Origin of the sequence: Xanthomonas hortorum (genome assembly GCF_011305375.1) — a bacterium.
In the GTDB taxonomy this organism is placed as follows: Bacteria; Pseudomonadota; Gammaproteobacteria; order Xanthomonadales; family Xanthomonadaceae; genus Xanthomonas; species Xanthomonas hortorum_E.
In genome coordinates this window covers 100,870-117,753 of record NZ_VCME01000006.1, presented here as the reverse complement: position 1 = coordinate 117,753, position 16,884 = coordinate 100,870, and the positions used below count along the sequence as shown (strand labels likewise).

18 protein-coding genes are annotated in these 16,884 nt (G+C 64.6%); 7 read left to right on the top strand and 11 right to left on the bottom strand.

Annotated features, from left to right (window positions below; genetic code table 11):
• Nucleotides 1-13 precede the first annotated feature (13 nt).
• The 10 genes from FFY45_RS06700 to FFY45_RS06655 form a co-directional block, all read right to left on the bottom strand.
• Nucleotides 14-274, bottom strand: a complete 261-nt coding sequence (locus FFY45_RS06700) for a YciI family protein (protein ID WP_115040154.1) — start codon at nt 272-274, stop codon at nt 14-16.
• Nucleotides 274-639, bottom strand: a complete 366-nt coding sequence (locus tag FFY45_RS06695) for a cupin domain-containing protein (protein WP_167393494.1) — start codon at nt 637-639, stop codon at nt 274-276. Before FFY45_RS06695 ends, FFY45_RS06700 begins: the two co-directional genes overlap by 1 nt.
• Complete coding sequence (locus tag FFY45_RS06690; protein WP_176339841.1) at nt 639-1,934, bottom strand: argininosuccinate lyase; 1,296 nt, start codon at nt 1,932-1,934, stop codon at nt 639-641. Before FFY45_RS06690 ends, FFY45_RS06695 begins: the two co-directional genes overlap by 1 nt.
• A 124-nt stretch (nt 1,935-2,058) precedes the next feature.
• Nucleotides 2,059-3,006 (bottom strand): N-acetyl-gamma-glutamyl-phosphate reductase, encoded by a 948-nt coding sequence (gene argC, locus FFY45_RS06685; RefSeq protein WP_176339840.1) that lies wholly within the window; start codon nt 3,004-3,006, stop codon nt 2,059-2,061.
• Entirely contained in the window at nt 3,003-3,614 is a 612-nt protein-coding gene (locus tag FFY45_RS06680; RefSeq protein WP_176339839.1) for a GNAT family N-acetyltransferase, read from the bottom strand. The genes argC and FFY45_RS06680 overlap by 4 nt, the downstream gene beginning before the upstream one ends.
• A 5-nt stretch (nt 3,615-3,619) precedes the next feature.
• Nucleotides 3,620-4,963 carry an acetylglutamate kinase gene (locus tag FFY45_RS06675; RefSeq protein WP_006449422.1) on the bottom strand — a complete coding sequence of 448 codons (1,344 nt, stop codon included), beginning with the start codon at nt 4,961-4,963 and terminating at the stop codon, nt 3,620-3,622.
• A 74-nt stretch (nt 4,964-5,037) separates the two neighbouring features.
• On the bottom strand, nt 5,038-6,138 hold the full coding sequence (locus tag FFY45_RS06670; RefSeq protein WP_176339838.1) for an acetylornithine deacetylase: 1,101 nt from the start codon (nt 6,136-6,138) through the stop codon (nt 5,038-5,040).
• 231 nt (nt 6,139-6,369) lie between these two features.
• Entirely contained in the window at nt 6,370-7,611 is a 1,242-nt protein-coding gene (locus FFY45_RS06665) for an argininosuccinate synthase (RefSeq protein ID WP_176339837.1), read from the bottom strand.
• Between the two features lie 52 nt (nt 7,612-7,663).
• Complete coding sequence (locus tag FFY45_RS06660) at nt 7,664-8,695, bottom strand: N-acetylornithine carbamoyltransferase (protein WP_176339836.1); 1,032 nt, start codon at nt 8,693-8,695, stop codon at nt 7,664-7,666.
• A 312-nt stretch (nt 8,696-9,007) separates the two neighbouring features.
• Entirely contained in the window at nt 9,008-9,508 is a 501-nt protein-coding gene (locus FFY45_RS06655) for a hypothetical protein (RefSeq protein ID WP_043889250.1), read from the bottom strand.
• 198 nt (nt 9,509-9,706) lie between these two features.
• On the opposite strand from FFY45_RS06655, the gene cysS reads away from it, so the two are divergent.
• The 3 genes from cysS (at nt 9,707) to FFY45_RS06640 (ending at nt 13,076) form a co-directional block, all read left to right on the top strand.
• Entirely contained in the window at nt 9,707-11,146 is a 1,440-nt protein-coding gene (cysS, locus tag FFY45_RS06650) for a cysteine--tRNA ligase (protein WP_176339835.1), read from the top strand.
• Nucleotides 11,147-11,388: 242 nt separating this feature from the next.
• Nucleotides 11,389-11,826: a SufE family protein gene (locus tag FFY45_RS06645; protein WP_006449428.1), complete on the top strand. Its 438-nt coding sequence runs from the start codon at nt 11,389-11,391 to the stop codon at nt 11,824-11,826.
• Nucleotides 11,823-13,076, top strand: a complete 1,254-nt coding sequence (locus tag FFY45_RS06640) for an MFS transporter (RefSeq protein WP_074057389.1) — start codon at nt 11,823-11,825, stop codon at nt 13,074-13,076. Before FFY45_RS06645 ends, FFY45_RS06640 begins: the two co-directional genes overlap by 4 nt.
• A gap of 138 nt (nt 13,077-13,214) precedes the next feature.
• Here FFY45_RS06640 and dksA read toward each other — a convergent pair whose 3' ends face one another.
• Entirely contained in the window at nt 13,215-13,703 is a 489-nt protein-coding gene (gene dksA / locus FFY45_RS22440; RefSeq protein WP_369910408.1) for an RNA polymerase-binding protein DksA, read from the bottom strand.
• Here dksA and FFY45_RS22435 point away from each other — a divergent pair.
• Genes FFY45_RS22435 through FFY45_RS06620 form a run of 4 tightly spaced genes read left to right on the top strand, consistent with a single transcriptional unit; the run spans nt 13,693 to nt 16,824 of the window.
• A complete protein-coding gene (locus FFY45_RS22435; RefSeq protein WP_255171873.1) occupies nt 13,693-14,340 on the top strand; it encodes a hypothetical protein in 648 nt (215 codons plus the stop codon). The genes dksA and FFY45_RS22435 overlap by 11 nt on opposite strands.
• 5 nt (nt 14,341-14,345) lie before the next feature.
• Entirely contained in the window at nt 14,346-14,639 is a 294-nt protein-coding gene (yidD, locus tag FFY45_RS06630) for a membrane protein insertion efficiency factor YidD (protein WP_176339834.1), read from the top strand.
• The gene (locus FFY45_RS06625; protein ID WP_176339833.1) at nt 14,636-15,985 is read left to right on the top strand and encodes a dihydroorotase; all 1,350 of its coding nucleotides are present in this window, start codon (nt 14,636-14,638) and stop codon (nt 15,983-15,985) included. The genes yidD and FFY45_RS06625 overlap by 4 nt, the downstream gene beginning before the upstream one ends.
• Nucleotides 15,985-16,824 (top strand): M23 family metallopeptidase, encoded by an 840-nt coding sequence (locus tag FFY45_RS06620; RefSeq protein ID WP_074057387.1) that lies wholly within the window; start codon nt 15,985-15,987, stop codon nt 16,822-16,824. The genes FFY45_RS06625 and FFY45_RS06620 overlap by 1 nt, the downstream gene beginning before the upstream one ends.
• Nucleotides 16,825-16,884: the final 60 nt, after the last annotated feature.

The following is a 16,884-nucleotide window of genomic DNA, read 5'->3' as shown; positions in this document are numbered from 1 at the left end:
GGCAGCCAGACGCTCAGTGCGTGTTCCACTCATACACGGTCAACGTCGAGGCATCGCGCAGCACCAAGGGATCGCGCGCAACGATCTGCTGCGCTTCCTCCAGACTGCCCAGATTGACCAACACATACGCACCGCCGGTGCGATCGCTGAAACCACCGGTCATTTCGAGCTGCCCGGCCGCACGCAATGCGTCGAGAAAATCCAGATGCGGCTGCACCACATCAGCGGGAAAATCCGGCTTGCGCATCGCCAGCACCAGATAGCGCGTGGTCATCAGCTGACGTCCTTCGCACGTGCTGTCGTGGGTGCACGATCATCGCGACCATGCGGTGCCGAGATCACCAGAAAGCGTGCCTCGACATCGGACAGATTGTGCATCTGGTGCGTGGTGCCAGGCGGCACGTCCAGGCCCTGCCCAACCCCGAGCACGTGCTGCGCGCCATCCAGTTGCAGCATCACCTCACCAGCCAGCACATAGAAAAAATGCCGTGCACGGCTGTGCCGATGACGCGACTCCGCAACGCCTGGCGGCATGCGTTCTTCGAGCACACTCAAGCTGGGGTCGCGCAACAGGTGCCAGCCTTCGCAGGCTTCGCCCCAGGGATAGTGTTCTGCGGTCTCGGTACTGATCACGGCCATCAGCGCAGGGCCTCCCAACGGGCACGCAACACATCCAGCTGCAGATCCGCGGCGGCGCCTGGCGAGACGCGCGCCGCAAGGCTGCCTTCCGGCGTGCGCCCCTGCCCTGCAGTGTCGGAGGATTCCGCTGCCGCCTTGTAGGCCTCGCGAAACGGCACACCGGCCACGGCCGCTTCCACCGCCACATCGGTGGCGTACATGCCCGAATCGATCGCCGCACGCAGCTTGTCCGGGCGCCATTCCAGATTGGCCAGCAACGCCGGCAGCAGTTCGAGCGCGGCCAGGCCGCGCCCGAAGCCGTGCACGATCGCGCCCTTGCTGCTCTGCAGATCGCGGTGATAACCGGAGGGCAGCGACAACAACTGTTCGATTTCGGTCCGCGCCGCCGCGATGCTGGCGTGGGTGGCGCGCATCAGTTCGATAACGTCGGGGTTGCGCTTGTTCGGCATGATCGAGCTGCCGGTGGTGTACTGCGCCGGCAACGCGACGAAGGCGAATTCGCCGCTGGTGAACAACGACAGATCCCAGGCAATACGGCGCAGATCCAGGGTGGCGCTGCCCAACGCTTCGAGCGCGGCCAGTTCGTACTTGCCGCGCGAGAGCTGTGCGTAGATCGGCGAGACCTGCAGGCGCGCAAAGCCGAGTTCGGCAGTGGTATGCGCACGGTCCAGCGGCAGATTGACGCCGTAACCGGCCGCAGTGCCGAGCGGATTACTGTCCACCAACCGCAAGGTGTCGGTCGCGCGCACGGCATTGTCGATAAAGGCTTCTGCCCAGCCTGCCCACCACATGCCGGCCGACGACACCACCGCACGCTGGATATGCGTATAGCCCGGCACCGGCAGTTCGGCCTCGGCTTGCGCGCGGTCCAGCGCCACCTTGGCGATCTCTGCGCTGAGCTCGGCCACACGTTGCAGCTTGTCTTTCAACCATAGCCGCGTGGCGACCAGAATCTGGTCGTTGCGGCTACGCCCGGTGTGGATCTTGCGGCCGGCATCGCCCAGGCGCTCGGTCAGGCGCGCCTCGATCGCCGAATGGCAATCTTCGTATTGCGCATCGAGCACGAACGCGCCGCTGCGGAAATCATCGGCCAGCAGATCCAGTTGTTCGCTCAGCCCGCCCAGTTCCTGCAGCGACAGGATCCCGATGTGCTGCAGCCCCTGCGCATGCGCCTTGCTGGCAGCGATGTCGTACAGGAAGAACTCGCGGTCCAGGATGACGTCGTCGCCGGCCAGGAAGCGCTGGATCTTGGCGTCCACTGCCACACCGGGTTTTTGCCACAACAGATTGGTCATCGGAAAGCGTCTCGAAATAAGTCGTCCAGTTGAATCCCCGCACATGGATATGTGGGCTTCTGCGAGGGACTCGCATCTTTGAATCCTCGCACATGGATGTGCGGGCTCTTGCGAGGGACTCGCATCAACGAATCGCAGTCAATTCGTCCCAGCCAAACGCCAGGTTGAGGTTCTGCATCGCCTGCGTGGCCGCGCCCTTGAGCAGGTTGTCCAGCGTTGCCACCACCACCACGCGCTTGTTGCCCGGCGCCAATGTCACGCCACCGATCTGCACGCCATGCTTGCCGGCGATGCGGCTGACCCACGGCGCCTCATCGACAATCTCGATCAGCGGCTCGTCGGCATAACGCTGCGCGTAGCGCGCCTGGATCTGCTCGCGTGTGAGCGGTTGCTGCAGCCACAGGTTGACGGTCATGGTGAGGCCGCGGAAATGCGGCGCCACATGCGGCATGAACTCCACCGGCACGCCGAGCTGCGCAGAGACCTCGCGCTCGTGCATGTGGTTGGTCAGCGCATACGGCATCAGGTTATCGGCCAGCAGCGCGGGGTTGTTCTTGTCCGAGGGCGTGGTACCTGCGCCGGAATAGCCGGAGACGCCAAAGCACTGCGGCGGGCCGGCCAGTTGATCGAGCAGCGGCGCGATCGTCAGCTGCATTGCGGTGGCATAGCAGCCCGGATTGCTGATGCGCTTCTGCCCGGCGTACTTGCCGCGCGTCAGCTCCGGCAACCCGTAATACCAGGCCGGATCGAAGCGGTAATCGGCCGACAGATCGATCAACACCGTCTGCGGTCTGACCGCATCGATCGCCGCCACGAACGGTTCGGCCTTGCCGTTGGGCAGCGCCAGGATCACCACATCGGCGGCTTTGGCGGCCACCGCGTCAGCATCCAGGCTCTCGTAGCGCAGCGCGCCCTGATAGGCGTCGTTGTGATCGGCCACCGCCTGCCCGGCCAGTTCGCGCGAGGACACGAACACCAACTGCAAGTGCGGATGCGCCACCACCAGCTTGATCAATTCCGAACCGGTATGCCCGCGGGCGCCGACAATGCCGATGCTTGTTTTAACAGTCATGCGTTTGCTTCCAGGCGGAACTGCAGGTGGCGTTTCACCCCGGCCCATTCCGTATCGATGATGGAGAACACTACGGTATCGCGCGGCGTGCCGTCGGCATGGCGGGTGTGGTTGCGCAGCACGCCGTCCTGCTTGGCCCCGAGCCGCGCGATTGCCGCGCGCGAGGTGTGATTGAACCAACTGGTTTCGAAGACCACGCTCAAACAGCCCAGCGTTTCGAAGGCATGCTGCAACAGCAGCAGCTTGGCGTCGGTATTGACGCCGCTGCGCTGCACGCGCGGCGCGTACCAGGTGTAGCCGATCGACAGCTTGGGCACGGTCGCATCCAGCCCGTAATAGCGCGTGCAGCCGACGACCTCACCGGCCGCATCGCGTACCACGTAAGGCAGCACCAGCCCGTCGGCTTGCGCAGCCAAGGCTGCAGCAACGTAGTCTTCCACCTGCGCCGGTGCCGGCACGCCGGTGTACCACAGCCGCGACAACGCACCGTCGCCCAGCGCGTCACGCAGACCATCGGCATGCGCAGCTTGCAGCGGTTCCAGCGTTGCGTGTTGGCCGCGTAGTGTGGGCAACTCGCGCCAGCGCGGTGGCAAGGTGGTGGACGCCATCGTGCTCAGCCCAGCAGCGTCGGCTGACGCGTCGCGCAATGCGCCACGCAATGCTGGATCTGCTCGAAGTTTTCCAGCCCGTACCAGAACACCTTCCACTTTTCCTGCTTGATGCAGCCGTCGGACTCGGCGTAATAGAAAATGTTGACCTGGTTGTTATGGCGCGAGCGCCAGAACAGCTGCGGGGTTTCTTCGCGCATCACATTCCACACCGCGCGGCCCAGGCCCTCGCCTTGCGCATCGTCGAGCACGGCAAACTTGTCCAGATAGATCAGCGCGCTTGCACCCAGCATGCCCTCATCGGTGAGGATCACCGCGGCGCGATAGTTCTCGCTGACATAGGCACGCAGCAGCTTGGTGTTGCTGAAGTAATCGGGCACCAGCGTACGGCCGAAGCTGGATTCGATCAGCGAGGTGAGGCGCGGCAGATCCAGTTCGTCCCATGAGGTCGCGCGCAATACGCGCTCGCCACGCCGCACCAACGTGCCCGAGCCCTTGTGCGTGAACAGCTCCTTGGCCAGATCCGCCGGCCGGGTGATCGATACCGACGATTCCAGCGGCAGGCGATCGAGCAGATCCTTGATCTGCTCGATCTTGACGCGCATGCCGCCATTGATCCACGGCTGCTGCATCAGGTGATCGAACTCGGTGGACAGGTTGATCGAATCGATCACCTTGCCGTCGGGATCCAGCAAGCCACCGGTGCCGGTGAGGAAGATGATCTTGTACGGCTGCAGTTCCTGCACCAGTTCGTTGGCGGCAAAATCCGCGTTGACGTTGAGGATCTGCCCGCTTGGCGTCTCGCCCAGGCTGGTGATCACCGGGATCGAACCGGCCTGCAGGCTGGCTTCGATCGGCGCCAGATTCACCGCCTTGACCTCACCGACCAGGCCATAGGTGTCACGGTCCAGATACTCGGCTTCGAACACGCCGCCGGTGATCGAGGTCGCACGCGCGCCGTTCTGCTGCAGCGCTTCGACCAGCTTGAGGTTGGAGGCCTGAAACACCTTGCGCACGATCGCCAAAGCTTCCGGCGAGGTCACCCGCAATCCGTTGACGGTGCGCTTCTCGATGCCGGCCGCAGAGAGTTCGGCATCCAGCTGCGGGCCGGCACCATGCAGCACGATCGGGGTCAGCCCCACTTCCTGCAGAAACGACAGCGACGAGGTCAGCGCGTCCAGATCGTCGCGCAGCACCGCGCCACCCACCTTGACCACCGCAAAGCGTTTGGCATCGAGCTGCGAAAAACGCTTGAGGTACTGGCTGATTTCCTTGGCGCTGGCCATGCTCGAAAGCAGGCGCACGATGGTCTGGCGGGTCTGTTTGTGGGGCTGTGCGGAGAGGGACATTGCCGTGATCGAAGAGAGGAATGGCCGCGCCAGGCGCGGAATGCGGCTTTAGTACGAGCCGTTAGTGAAAGCGGTCAGTGCGCGCCGTTGATGATGCGGTGGACCGACTCGGCATAACGCTGCAACTGCGCAAGCGTCACGAATTCGTCGGCGGTGTGTGCCTGTGCGATATCGCCGGGGCCGTACACCAACGCGGTGTAACCGCCAGCCGAAAACAGCGAGGCCTCGGTCCAGAAGTCCACCGCATTGCCGATCGGCAGGTCCAGCGCATCGGCCACATCGCGCGCGGCCAGGCGGCGTTCTTCTGCGCGCGCGATATCGCCGGACGGCAGGCTCGGCCCGCGAAAGGTTTCTTCGAACTGCGCTGCAGCCGGCTCGGCAAATCCGGCGAAGGTGGCCAGCAATCCATCGACATCCATCGACGGCAGCGGACGAAAGCCGAACCGCACTTCGGCTGCCGGCGCGATCATGTTGGCCTTGATGCCACCATCGACGCGACCGATGTTGAAGCGCAATCCGGTCAAGCCACCGAAACGCGCATGCGCCAGCGACTCGACATGATCCAGCGCCTTTCCGCCCCAGCGCATCGCCTGATGCAAGGCACTTGCCGACGGATCCTGCTTGCCCGACGCATGCCCGGCACGCCCGGCAAAACGCATCAGCACCGAGCTGATACCGCGATGCGCCAGCACTGCCTCGCTCATGGTCGGCTCGGCCACCAGCACCGCTTCATACGGCAATCCACGCGCCAGAAACGCGGCGATGCAGCGCGGGTCGTTGGCTTCTTCGTCGGAGGAAAACAGAAACGCCGCATCACCCTGCCCGGCATTGGCCGCCGCCACCAGCGCCGCCGCCGCACCCTTGATATCGCAGACACCCAGCCCGATCACACGATCGTCGGTGCGCCGCATCACGTGCGGATCGGCACTCCAGTGCGGCGAATCCGGCACCGTGTCCAGATGCACGTTGAACAGGTAGTTGGGCTTTCCACGCACCGCATACAGGCTCACCGCCCCGGCACCGTGGTCGATCACCTCAACCTGGAAACCGGGCAGCTGCGCACGCAAGTAATCGAAGATGCCGCCCTCGGCAGCGATCGCACGCGGCGGATTGCGGGTGTCGAAGGACACCAGCGTTTCCAGGTGTTTGAGGGTGGATGCGAGTAGATCGGTCATGTTGGTTCGATCAAGGGTCCGAAGCAGCGGCTAAGCGGAAGTAAGGAAGGTGCGCAAACAGCTCATCTCATCGAAGCTATTCCTTCTCCCTTCGGGAGAAGGTGCCCCGAAGGGGCGGATGAGGGTGCGGGCGAAGCCTCGTGCACTGAACATCGCGAGAGCTTCGCTCCGTACCCTCACCCCAACCCCTCTCCCGACGGGAGAGGGGCTTTGCACACATGCTTCGAAACGTCAGCGGTTTACTTGCGCATACAACGTCGAACTCATGCCGAACAGCTTGATGAACCCCTCGGCTTCTTCCACGCCCCAGTCGGCCGACTGCGCATACGTCGCGCCCTTGGTGTTGAGCAGATGCGGCGAGCGCACGGCCACCGCATCGACGCGGCCACCGCGGGTTTCCAGCGTGACTTCGCCGTTGACCTTGGACTGCGAGGACTGCAAGAACGCCTCGATGTCGGTCTTGAGCGGGTCGTGATAGAAGCCCTCGTACACCAGCTCCACCCACTTGCGCGCCACGTCCGGCTTGAAGCGGTTCTGCTGCTTGGTCAGCACCGCGTCTTCCAGTGCGCGGTGCGCGGTCAGCAGCGAAATCAGGCCCGGCGCTTCGAACACGATGCGGCCCTTCAAGCCGATCACGGTGTCGCCGGTGTAGACGCCACGGCCCACGCCGTAGGGCGCGAACAGCTTGTTGAGCTGGGCCAGAATCTGCTCGCCCGGCAATGCCTTGCCGTCCAGCTCGACCGCCTCGCCTTCGACGAACTTCAAGGTGACGTTCAACGGCTCCACCGGCCACTCGCTGCGTGGCGCACACCAGCCGCGCGCGCCCTCGCCCGGCGCCTCCCAACGGTCGATCTCGCCGCCGGACATGGTCAGCCCGAGCAGGTTCTCGTTGATGGTGTAGGCCTGCTGCTTGGCGCGCACGCCGAAGCCACGCTCTTCCAGATACTTCTGCTCGTAGGCGCGGGTCTGGGTGTGCTCTTTCTGGATTTCACGGATCGGCGCCACGATCTGGTAGTCGCCCAAGGCCTTCACTGCCAGATCGAAACGCACCTGGTCGTTGCCCATGCCGGTGCAACCGTGCGCGATGCTGCGTGTGCCCAGTTCCTCGGCGCGCTTGAGCGCGGCATCGACGATCAGGTAACGGTCGGACACCAGCAACGGATACTGGCCCTGATAGCCCTCGCCCGCCCAAACGAACGGCTTGACGAAGCCTTTCCAGATCGCCGGACCACCATCGACGGTGACATGGCTGGCGGCGCCGAGTTCGGCCGCGCGCTTTTCGATGAAGTCACGCTCTTCGGCATCCACGCCGCCGGTATCGGCGAACACGGTGTGCACCGCGTAGCCCTGTGCCTGCAGATACGGAATGCAGAAGCTGGTATCCAGGCCACCGGAGAATGCCAGGACGATGTCCTTCTTGCTGCCGGGAATCGGGAGTTGGGAATCGGGAATGGTGGAAGCAGTGCTCATCATCGTTTCCTTGGTACGTAAAAGTGGGGGTCAACGTTCTTGCTGTTGCGATTCTCTATTCCCGATTCCCGATTCCCGCTCGCGAAGCAAGCGCCGCCATGATCGCCTTCTGCACATGCAGGCGATTCTCGGCTTCATCGATGGCGATGCAATTGGGCGAATCCATCACCGCGTCGGTGGCCTTGACGTTGCGACGCAGCGGCAGGCAGTGCGAGAACACGCCGTTGTTGGTCAGCGCCATCTTGCGTTCGTCGACGATGAAATGCTGGTACTGGTCGCGGATCGGCTTTTCCGGCTCCCAGTTGCCGAAGAACGGCAACGCACCCCAGCTCTTGGCATACACCACGTCGGCACCGGCATAGGCGCTGTCGATGTCGTGGCTGACCTGCAGCGAGCCGCCGCTTTCGGCCACGTTCTGCGCCGCCCAGTCCATGTAGCGCGGGTCCAGGATGTAGTCCGGCGTCGGGCACAACAAGGTCACGTCCATGCCCATGCGCGTGGCGATCGTCAACGCGGAATTGGCCACCGCGGTGTTCAACGGCTTGGGGTGATAGGTCCAGGTCAGCACGTACTTCTTGCCGCGCAGATCCTGCGTGCCGAAGTGTTCCTGCAACGCCATCGCATGCGCCAGCTCCTGGCACGGGTGGGTGATCGTCTCCATGTTGATCACCGGCACCGGCGAATACTTGGCGAAGCTCTTGAGCACCTGATCCTCGCGGTCCTTGGACCAGTCGACGAACTTGGGAAACGCACGCACGCCGATCAGGTCGACATAGCGGCCCAGCACTCGCGCCACTTCGGCGATGTGCTCTTCGGTGTCGCCGTCCATGACCGTGCCCAGGTTGAACTCGATTGGCCAGGCGTCCTTGCCCGGCTGCAGCACTACCGCATGCCCGCCCAGCTGGAACGCGCCCAACTCGAAGCTGGTGCGGGTGCGCATGGACGGGTTGAAAAACACCAGCGCAATCGACTTGCCCTTCAGCTCGCTTCCCAGCTTGTTGCGTTTGAACAACGCGGCCTGGGTCAACAGCGCATCCAGTTCGGCGCGGCTCCAGTCCTGGGTGTTCAAGAAGTGCTTCAGTGACATCGATCGATCCTTGTGCTGCGTGCTTCTGCTGCGTGGTCCGCCAGGAGCGACGGGGTGCGCGACATGCGCGTTTCTTGCGGTTGAAACTTTTATGACGCCTGAAACGAAAAAACCCAGCCTTGAGGCTGGGTTTTCAACAACGGACAGCAACACGCCCGGGTCACCCAGCGAAAATGTGGGATTCCGGTCGGCGGGCACGCGAGGTCATGCCGGAGGCCATCCGGGCGGCGCTGGTGTCGTGCTGAAAGACGTTTGCGTGCATAGGGCGCGAATCCTCGCATGCATGCGCGCACGGCGCAACCGCTGTGCATGTCATCGCGGCGGCGCGACGATGGCGTCGGGAATATACGGAGTCACCGAGACCCGGATACGCAGCCGGTTGCCCGGATCTTCCGGCAGCCGCGAACGGTACTTGGTGCCCTTGTAGACGTAATCCACATCGAAGGCGATCGGCCGCCGGAACTCGCGCGGCACTTCCACCACCCGGCAATTGCGCCGCGTGCTGGTCGGCGGCACCGCCACCGGTGCAGACGGCAGCTCGGGCCGGCGCGAGAACATCTCCTTGACCGAATCGACCATCCGGTTGATCCGGCCTTCGTCGTCTACCGCAGGCGCAGCGGCGACCGGCGCAATCTGCTCGGCCTCGCACTGTTCTTCGATACGGGTGGCGCGCAAGGTCTGGTAGACCGGCTCCACGTTGAGTACCTGCGCGTAATCCAGCTTCACGTTCTCGATCACCACGACCCGGTTCTTGGGATCAGGCTCTGCCGCATGCGCCGCCAGTGCCTGCCAGGCAAACACACACAGCAGCATGAAGAACAGGGAAGGTCGCATCAGTACCAGAGAAGGCGTCGCCAGGCAGTACGTAAGTGTATGGAGCTTGCGATCTCCGGGGCTGAACGCAACCCATCCGATTGCGAGTGCTGGCCATGACATGCCATCGCCTGGGGTTTGGTTCGCCTAGCCGCCGCGACCGGCTAGAATCGTGTAGTTACCCTTTTCCAGATGCCGATGAGCCTGCGCCTGCACAACAACCTGACGCGGCGGGTCGAGCCGTTCGCGCCGCTCGATCCCACCAGCCCCACCCTGTATGTGTGCGGCCCCACCGTCTACAACTACGCGCATATCGGCAACGCCCGCGGCCCGGTGGTGTTCGATGTGCTGGCCGCGCTGCTGCGCCGCCGCTATGGCGCGCTGCGCTACGCACGCAACATCACCGACGTGGACGACAAGATCAACGCCGCCGCCCAGGCGCAGGGCGTGCCGATCTCGACCATCACCGATCGCTTCGCCGCGATCTACCGCCAGGACATGGCCGCGCTCGGCGTGGTGCCGCCGGACATCGAGCCGGCAGCCACCGCGCATATTCCGCAGATCGTGGCGATGATCGAGCAACTGATCGCCAATGGGCATGCCTATGCCGCCGAAGGCCACGTGCTGTTCGCGGTGGCCAGCTTCGAACACTACGGCAAGCTCTCGCGTCGCGACCCGGACGAGATGCTGGCCGGTGCGCGCGTGGATGTGGCGCCCTACAAGCGCGACCCGGGCGATTTCGTGCTGTGGAAACCCTCCAGCGACGACCTGCCCGGTTGGGAATCGCCCTGGGGCCGTGGCCGCCCGGGCTGGCATATCGAATGCTCGGCGATGGCAGCCGCGCACCTGGGCCCGACCATCGACATCCATGCCGGCGGCGTGGACCTGCAGTTCCCGCATCACGAGAACGAGATCGCGCAGAGCGAGTGCGCGCATGGCGGGGCCACTTTTGCGCGGTTCTGGCTGCATAACGGCATGCTCAATTTCAGCGGCGCCAAGATGAGCAAGTCGCTGGGCAACATCGAGACCGTGCACGACCTGATCGCACGGCACCCGCCCGAAGCGCTGCGCTACGCCCTGCTGAGCGCGCATTACCGGCAGCCGCTGGACTGGTCGGATGGCTTGATCGAGCAGGCCAAGAACACGCTGGACCGGCTGTATGGCACGTTGCGCGATCTGGCAGCCGTCGAAACTGATGCAGGCGTCGGCTCCACACAGCCGACCACGATTCCTGACGATGTGGAATCTGCGCTGGACGATGACCTCAATACGCCGCTGGCGCTTGCAGCACTGGCGAAGCTTGCAAAGGAGGCCAGCCGGGCACTGCACGATTTCGCACAGGCGGGCGGGCCGGACAGCGAACGAAGCGGCGAGCATCTTGCGGCGCTGCGCCGAGCCAAATCCGATCTGCTCGGCGCAGGCCTGGCGCTAGGCTTGCTGCAGCAAGACCCGGCGGCCTGGTTCTCGCGCGGCACCGATGCCGGCGACGATGCGCGCATCACCACGCTGGTCGAAGAGCGCAATGCGGCAAAGAAAGCCAAGGATTTCGCCCGCGCCGACGCCATCCGCAAGCAACTGGCCGACGAAGGCATCGTGCTGGAAGACACCCCGCAGGGCGTACGCTGGAAGCGCGCATGATCTTATTCCCTTCTCCCTGCGGGAGAAGGTGGCGCGTAGCGCCGGATGAGGGTACGGGCGAAGCCACATGGAAGAAGTTAATGCACGTGGCTCCGCCCGCACCCTCACCCCACCCCCCGCTCCGCGCCCCGGCCCGCGCTGGCGGCGCGGGCGCTCCAAGGCACGCGCGCCAGTGGCGCGCAAACCGCGCCTTCTCGCCCCATAGGGAGAGGGGCTTTCACAGAATTGATTCTGGATTTTAGATGACCACTACCCCGTTCCCGCTCGAACCCACAGCCATCGAAGCACAGGCCACCATCGCCGAGGAATTTTCCTTCTTCAGCGACTGGTCCGAGCGCTACCAGTACCTGATCGACCTGGGCCGCAAGCTGCCCACCTTCCCGGAACAGTGGAAGACCGAAGAACACCGCCTGCATGGCTGCCAGTCGATGGTGTGGATCGTGCCGGAGGGCAACGCCGAGCGGCTGGACTTCCACGCCGTCAGCGATTCGGCCATCGTCTCCGGGCTGATCTATCTCGCCTTGCGCGTGTACTCCGGGCGTAGCGCGCAGGAGATCATGGCCACCGAGCCGGACTACATCGCCGGCATTGGCCTGGCCAAGCACCTGTCGCCGACCCGCAGCAACGGTGTGGCGGCGATGCTGGCCTTCATTCGCGACACCGCCCGCGCCCAGCAGTGAGCACGCCCACGCCTCCCTCGCCCGCCGCCTCGCTGCGCACGCTTTTTGCCTACCCCGGCTTCGGCCTGGTGCTGCTGTATCGCGTGGCGGCGATGCTGTCGTACCAGATCGTCGCGGTCACGGTCGGTTGGCATATCTACGAGATCACCCGCAATCCGCTCTCGCTCGGGCTGATCGGGCTGGCGGAGATCCTGCCGTTCTTCTGCATCGCGCCGTTTGCCGGTTATCTGGTCGATCACCTGCCGCGCCGCCGTCTGGGCATGGTCGCGGTGCTGGGCCTGGTCGCCACTGCGCTACTGCTGTTGGCGATCACGCATGGCTGGCTGCCGGTACAAGGCGTGTGGCCGATCTATGCGGCCATCGCACTGACCGGTGCCGCGCGCTCGTTCCTGTCGCCGGTCTACAACGCCTTGTTCGCGCGCGCGTTGCCCCGCGAAGCCTTCGCGCGCGGCGCCAGCATCGGCAGCGTCACTTTTCAGGCCGGCATGGTCATCGGCCCGGCGCTGGGCGGCGTGCTGGTCGGCTGGGGCGGCAAGGGCCTGGCGTATGGCGTTGCGGCGAGTGTGGCGTTGGTGGCGATCTTGGCGCTGGCGCTGTTGCGCGTCAGCGAGCCGGTCAACGAAGGTCCGCGCGCGCCGATCTTTCGCAGCATCGCCGAAGGTGCGCAATTCGTGCTGTCCAACCAGATCATGCTGGGCGCGATGGCGCTGGACATGTTTTCGGTACTGCTGGGTGGCGCTGTGTCGATGCTGCCGGCCTTCATCCACGACATCCTGCACTACGGTCCGGAAGGACTGGGCATCCTGCGCGGTGCACCGGCACTGGGCTCGATCGTGGTCGGCGTGTGGCTGGCGCGGCACCCGCTGCAGCGCAATGCCGGGCGCATCCTGATGTTGTCGGTGGCCGGTTTCGGGTTGTGCACGATCGCGTTCGGCCTGTCGCGGCATTTCTGGCTGTCGGCGGCCATCCTGCTGGTCTACGGCATGTGCGACGGCGTCTCGGTGGTGGTGCGTCAGACCATCCTGCAGCTGGCCACGCCCGATGCGATGCGCGGCCGGGTGTCGTCGATCAACGGCATCTTCATCGGCTCTTCCAACGAGCTGGGCGCGTTCTACGACGGGGTGATGGCGCGCCTGGTCGGCCTGGTGCCGGCGGTGGTGATCGGCGGCTGCGTCACGCTGGGCGTGGTTGCGACCACGGCGTGGAAGGCGCCGAAGCTACGCAAGCTGGATCTGCGCGACTTGCAGTGATGTGCGCAATGGCGAGATGCCGGTAGCGAACGCAGCCGGCATCGCTATTGCCTTGACGCATCAAAAACCCCGCACATGGCGGGGTTTTTTAGTCGACCAATGAGGCTTCGACGCTTGCTGAACGATCAATCCTAACGATCAATCGCCCTGCTGCTTCTGCAGATGCTCCCAACGCTCTTGCGCGTCGATGGTGCGCTCGGCGGTCAGACGCGCTTCCAGGCGGTCCAGGCCGATCTCTTCGCCGGTGTCCACGCAATAGCCGTAGTCGCCATCTTCCAGGCGCTTGAGCGTGCTGTCGATCTTGGAGATCAGCTTGCGTGCACGGTCGCGGGCGCGCAGTTCCAGCGAGTTCTCGGTCTCGCGGGTGGCACGCTCGGCTTCGTCGCCGATATCGCGCACTTCTTCGCGCAGGTTCTCGATGGTCTGCTTGGATTCCTCGACCATCTCGTTGCGCCACCGCTGCAGACGCTGACGGAAGTACTCCTGCTGCAGCTTGCTCATGTACTCCTCGTCCGCGGCAGGCTTGTAGCCCTGCGGCAGGATCGGGCGACCGGTGGTCTCGTCGATCTTGTAGTCGACCACCTTGTACTTGGTCTTGGGCGTCGGGCTGGACGACTTGGCAGTCACGGCCACGGCCACCTTACCGACCGGACGGGTCGCGGCGGGCTTGGCGGGGGCTTCGGTTTTGGTTGGTGTTTTTGCTGAAGATTTCGAAACGGGCACGGGATTCTTAACTGACGGGGTCGCAGGCTTTGCCGGCTTCGCAGGGACGGCCTTGGGGGCCGGTGCGGGCGCGGGCTTTTCAGCCTTGACCGGGACTGACTTGGCCGGAGTCGGCTTGGCAGCCGGCTTCGGTACGGACTTGGGCGCCACCGGCGTGGCGGCCGGTTTGGCGGCAGCCGGAGCTGCCTTGTTTGCCGCCGGCTTTGCAGCACTCTTGGCGGCCGGTTTTACAGGTTTAACAGCCGCGGGCTGGGGCACTGCGGCCTTGGAGGCCGGCGCCGGCTTGGCAGCGGCCTTGGTCACAGCTGCCTTCTTGGCAACAGGTTGCTTGGTGGCCGGCGTCGCCTGCTTGGCAGCCGGTTTTGCAGCGGCAGGCGCCGCCGCTTTCTTCGCAACGGGTTTGGCGGACTTCTTGGCGGCCTCTACGGCCTTGTTTGCAGTTTTTTTAGCAGCCACGAAACGCTCATCCTTGGTTCCCCCGGGGCCCGGGAAAGCGGGCCTTTATAGCTTACCCCAAGGACCCCCGGCAACCACCCATTAGTCCAAGTGGCATATCATTGGCAAGTGATCTCACGCCTGCTCATCGCGCTGCTGCGCTTCTACAAAATATTCATTAGCCCTCTGTTAGGGCCGCGCTGCCGGTTTGCGCCCAGTTGCTCGGAGTATGCAATGACCGCGATCGGCCGCTTCGGCCCGCTTCGCGGCTGCTGGCTGGCTGCACGCCGGCTGGGCCGTTGCCATCCTTTCCATCCGGGCGGGTTCGATCCCGTCCCTGACGCGCCTCCCTCCGCGTCTTCGCCCTCTTCCACTTCCTGCCGCTGCAAAGGACCCCACCCATGAGCCGAACCGTCATCGTCAATGCCCGCCTGGTCAATGAAGGCAAGGAGTTCGATGCCGATCTCCTGATCGAGGGTGGCCGCATCGCCAAGATCGCCGACAAGATCACTCCGGCTGCAGGCGATACGGTGGTGGACGCGGCCGGGCGCTGGGTGCTGCCGGGCATGATCGACGACCAGGTGCACTTCCGCGAGCCGGGGCTGACCCAAAAGGGCGATATCGCCACCGAATCCGGCGCTGCCGTGGCCGGCGGCCTGACCAGCTTCATGGACATGCCCAACACCAATCCGCCGACCCTGGATGCGGCTGCGCTGCAGTCCAAGTACGACGCTGCGGCCGGGCGCGCCTGGGCCAATTACGGCTTCTACATGGGCGCCAGCAACGACAATCTGGCCGCGATCCAGACGCTGGATCCCAAGACCGCGCCGGGCATCAAGGTGTTCATGGGCGCCTCCACCGGCAACATGCTGGTCGACAACCCCGAAACGCTGGATGCGATCTTCCGCGACGCGCCGACGCCGATCATCACCCACTGCGAAGACACCCCGACCATCGATGCGACGCTGGCCGAATTCAAGGAAAAGTACGGCGATGCGCTGACCCCGGAGATGCACCCGGACATCCGCTCGCGCGAGGCGTGTCTGAAGTCCTCGCAGCTGGCGGTGTCGCTGGCGCGCAAGCACAACACCCGCCTGCACGTACTGCATATTTCCACCGCCGACGAGCTGGCGCTGTTCGAAGCCGGCCCGCTGGTCGACGCCGACGGCAAAGTGCGCAAGCGCATCACCGCCGAGACCTGCATCCACTTTTTGCGCTTCGACCGCAGCGACTACGCGCGGCTGGGCAACCTGATCAAGTGCAACCCCGCGATCAAGGACGCCGACGACCGCCTGGCGCTGATCGAGGCGCTGGCCGAAGATGTCATCGACGTGCTCGCCACCGACCACGCCCCGCATACCTGGGAAGAGAAGCAGAAGCCCTACGCGCAGGCACCGTCGGGCCTGCCCTTGGTGCAGTACGCGCTGGTCGCCGCGCTGGAGCTGGTGCATGAAGGCAAGCTGCCGATCACCCGCATCGTGCAGAAGTTCGCGCATGCGCCGGCGCAGTTGTTCGATGTGGAAGAGCGCGGTTTTCTGCGCGAAGGCTATTTCGCCGATCTGGTGATGATCGACAACACCCCGTTCACCGTGAAGCGCGAGCAGGTGCTGTCCAAGTGCGGCTGGTCGCCGTTCGAAGGCACCACCTTCCGCTCGCGCATCGCCGCGACCTGGGTCAACGGCCAGCAGGTGTGGGATGGCGAACAGTTGGTCGGTAGCGCCGCCGGTCAGCGCCTGACCTTCGACCGCTGATGCGCGCAGCCCTGTTTGGCGCCTGGCTTGCGCTGGCGCCGCTCGCGTTTGCTGCTGGTGGTGTCGCTGCGCAATCTGCGAACGCGGCGGATGTGGTGTTTCCGCCAAGCGCCTCGCAAGGCGCGATGGTGATCGGCAAGGTGCCGGCGGGCAGCCAGGTGCAGTACGCCGGCCGCACGCTGCGGGTGAGCGGCTATGGCAGCGTGGTGTTCGGTATCGGCCGCGATGCCACCGGCCCGTTACAGGTGCAGATCACCCGGCCCGATGGCGGCAAGGAGACTGCCAGCATCGCAGTGACGCCGCGCGATTGGCCGGTGGAACGCGTCAATGGCGTGCCGCCCAAGACCGTCAACCCGCCTGCGGCGATCGCCGAGCGGATCAAGCGCGAACAGGCGCAGGTCACCGCTGCACGCGATCGCGACGATGCGCGCACCGATTTCGCGCAGCCCTTCATCTGGCCGGTGCAGGGCCGCATCAGCGGGCGCTTCGGCAATGCACGTGTCTACAACGGCCAGCCCGGTGCCGGTCATTCGGGCATGGATATCGCGGTACCCACCGGCACGCCGGTCAAGGCGCCGGCCGCTGGTGTGGTGACTTTCGCCGCACCGGATCTGTATCTGACCGGTGGCACCGTGCTGCTGGATCATGGCTTTGGGGTGAGCTCCAATTTTTTGCACCTATCGCGCATCGACGTGAAGGTGGGCGACCGGGTGGAGCAAGGCCAGGTGATTGCCGCAGTGGGTGCCACCGGGCGCGCGACCGGGCCGCATCTGCATTGGGGGATGAATTGGTTCGATGTGCGCATCGATCCGTTGCTGGTGCTTGAGCGCAACAAATAGAGCCGTTGGGTAGCGAAATGAGACAGTGGGCACCGGTTGCGTCAGCGTGGCGGCCTGTTC

Coding starts and splice junctions, on each gene's coding strand:
- FFY45_RS06700 (WP_115040154.1), bottom strand. CDS start 274: ATGACCACGCGCTATCTGGTGCTGGCGATGCGCAAGCCGGATTTTCCC.
- FFY45_RS06695 (WP_167393494.1), bottom strand. CDS start 639: ATGGCCGTGATCAGTACCGAGACCGCAGAACACTATCCCTGGGGCGAA.
- FFY45_RS06690 (WP_176339841.1), bottom strand. CDS start 1,934: ATGACCAATCTGTTGTGGCAAAAACCCGGTGTGGCAGTGGACGCCAAG.
- argC (WP_176339840.1), bottom strand. CDS start 3,006: ATGACTGTTAAAACAAGCATCGGCATTGTCGGCGCCCGCGGGCATACC.
- FFY45_RS06680 (WP_176339839.1), bottom strand. CDS start 3,614: ATGGCGTCCACCACCTTGCCACCGCGCTGGCGCGAGTTGCCCACACTA.
- FFY45_RS06675 (WP_006449422.1), bottom strand. CDS start 4,963: ATGTCCCTCTCCGCACAGCCCCACAAACAGACCCGCCAGACCATCGTG.
- FFY45_RS06670 (WP_176339838.1), bottom strand. CDS start 6,138: ATGACCGATCTACTCGCATCCACCCTCAAACACCTGGAAACGCTGGTG.
- FFY45_RS06665 (WP_176339837.1), bottom strand. CDS start 7,611: ATGATGAGCACTGCTTCCACCATTCCCGATTCCCAACTCCCGATTCCC.
- FFY45_RS06660 (WP_176339836.1), bottom strand. CDS start 8,695: ATGTCACTGAAGCACTTCTTGAACACCCAGGACTGGAGCCGCGCCGAA.
- FFY45_RS06655 (WP_043889250.1), bottom strand. CDS start 9,508: ATGCTGCTGTGTGTGTTTGCCTGGCAGGCACTGGCGGCGCATGCGGCA.
- cysS (WP_176339835.1), top strand. CDS start 9,707: ATGAGCCTGCGCCTGCACAACAACCTGACGCGGCGGGTCGAGCCGTTC.
- FFY45_RS06645 (WP_006449428.1), top strand. CDS start 11,389: ATGACCACTACCCCGTTCCCGCTCGAACCCACAGCCATCGAAGCACAG.
- FFY45_RS06625 (WP_176339833.1), top strand. CDS start 14,636: ATGAGCCGAACCGTCATCGTCAATGCCCGCCTGGTCAATGAAGGCAAG.
- FFY45_RS06620 (WP_074057387.1), top strand. CDS start 15,985: ATGCGCGCAGCCCTGTTTGGCGCCTGGCTTGCGCTGGCGCCGCTCGCG.